The organism is Halomonas sp. ND22Bw (assembly GCF_003011945.1).
GTDB lineage: Bacteria > Pseudomonadota > Gammaproteobacteria > Pseudomonadales > Halomonadaceae > Halomonas > Halomonas halophila.
The window spans coordinates 1-266 of sequence record NZ_PXWD01001023.1 but is presented as its reverse complement, the minus strand read 5'-3'; the positions used below and the strand labels follow the sequence as shown (position 1 = coordinate 266).

General features: G+C 65.8%; 1 protein-coding gene. It reads left to right on the top strand.

All coding sequences use genetic code 11. From position 1 onward, the window contains the following. Positions 1-266, top strand: a 266-nt coding sequence (locus CVH10_RS26095; protein WP_219924952.1) for a hypothetical protein, incomplete at both ends; no start/stop codon positions are given.

Below are 266 nucleotides of genomic sequence, written 5' to 3'. Positions count from 1 at the left end.
CCCGCCTTCGGATCGGAACCGACCGCCCCTCCCCCGCGCGCCGCCAAGACGACAAGGCAACGTCTTCTTTATACTGCGCTCTACGCCATCGGCATCCTGTCGCTTGTCGCCGCCTATGCGCCGATCGGGCATCAGGAGGGGCTGGCGGCCTTTCTGGACAGGTTCAGCGCAGGCCGCGCCTCCTTCACGAGCCTGGCGACCCTGATCGTCATATTCCTGCCGATGGCCATAAGCTTCGCCATCCTCGCCCCGCTGGTGGAGCGTGA